This is a genomic window from Pseudomonas sp. Pseusp11, assembly GCF_047304405.1.
Classification (GTDB): Bacteria; Pseudomonadota; Gammaproteobacteria; order Pseudomonadales; family Pseudomonadaceae; genus Aquipseudomonas.
The window spans coordinates 1-235 of record NZ_JBGLZF010000130.1; the positions used below are offsets into that span (position 1 = coordinate 1).

A 235-nucleotide genomic window follows, 5' to 3' on the forward strand; every position below is an offset into this window, starting at 1 on the left:
TTCCTACAGTGCAGCGGGTCAGATCCTTGCCGAAATGGGTCTCAACGAAGTCCGGCTGTTGAGCAACAACCCGGACAAACAGCACCGCCTGGACAAAGCCGGGGTGACTGTCGTGGAGATGGTGCCTACGGAGGTGCCGTCCCGGGAGCAGAACCTTCGGTACCTGCAAACCAAGAAGGACCGTATGGACCACCGGCTGACGCTCGACGTCGAGCCGGTCAGCAACGGCAAGAAG

The 235-nt window shown here is 60.4% G+C and carries 1 pseudogene; it reads left to right on the top strand.

Annotated features, from left to right (window positions below):
• A pseudogene (locus tag ACCC96_RS30435) lies at positions 1-235 on the top strand (hypothetical protein); the annotation flags it as partial.